Origin of the sequence: Massilia mucilaginosa (assembly GCF_011682145.1) — a bacterium.
GTDB lineage: Bacteria > Pseudomonadota > Gammaproteobacteria > Burkholderiales > Burkholderiaceae_D > Telluria_A > Telluria_A mucilaginosa.
The window spans coordinates 1-329 of record NZ_WHJH01000283.1 but is presented as its reverse complement, the minus strand read 5'-3'; the positions used below and the strand labels follow the sequence as shown (position 1 = coordinate 329).

Sequence of the window (329 nt, the reverse complement as noted above, 5' to 3'; positions counted from 1 at the left end):
AAGGCGTCACGCCCGGCTCGCAGACCATGGCGTCCACCGATGTGCCGTGCATGCTGACCCAGTACGGCTCGATGATCACTATCACGGACATCATCGAAGACACCCATGAGGACAACGTCCTGAATGAAGCGATCGACCTGTTGGGCGAGCAGGCCGCGCAAATGATCGAGCGCATGCGCTACGGCGTGCTGCGGGCCGGCACCAATGTGGTGTACGCCAATGGCGCCACGCGAGCGGCAGTGACCGCCCCGATCTCGCTGGCGGTCCAGCGCAAGATTGTCAAGGCCCTGAAACGCCAGAACGCCGCGCCCATCACCAAGGTGGTCAAG

At 63.2% G+C, this 329-nt stretch carries 1 protein-coding gene; it reads left to right on the top strand.

The window, feature by feature from the left end:
• The coding region (locus F2P45_RS34875; RefSeq protein WP_166882733.1) for a N4-gp56 family major capsid protein at positions 1-329 on the top strand (329 nt) is incomplete at both ends.